A 296-nucleotide genomic window follows, 5' to 3' on the forward strand; every position below is an offset into this window, starting at 1 on the left:
CCTTTTTGGAGCCAGCCGCCTAAGGTGGGACAGATGATTGGGGTGAAGTCGTAACAAGGTAGCCGTATCGGAAGGTGCGGCTGGATCACCTCCTTTCTATGGAGAATTGATGAACGCTGTTCATCAATAAAGTTTCCGTGTTTCGTTTTGTTCAGTTTTGAGAGAACTATCTCTCATATATAAATGTATGTTCTTTGAAAACTAGATAACAGTGTAGCTCATATTTTTTAATTTTTAGTTTGGTTAAGTTAGAAAGGGCGCACGGTGGATGCCTTGACACTAGGAGTCGATGAAGG

General features: G+C 41.9%; 1 rRNA gene. It reads left to right on the forward strand.

The features are described 5' to 3' along the window. A 16S ribosomal RNA gene (locus MR136_RS28340) occupies window positions 1-96 on the forward strand; the annotation flags it as partial. Window positions 97-296: the final 200 nt, after the last annotated feature.

Source organism: Bacillus cereus group sp. BfR-BA-01311 (genome assembly GCF_022664295.1).
GTDB lineage: Bacteria > Bacillota > Bacilli > Bacillales > Bacillaceae_G > Bacillus_A > Bacillus_A cereus.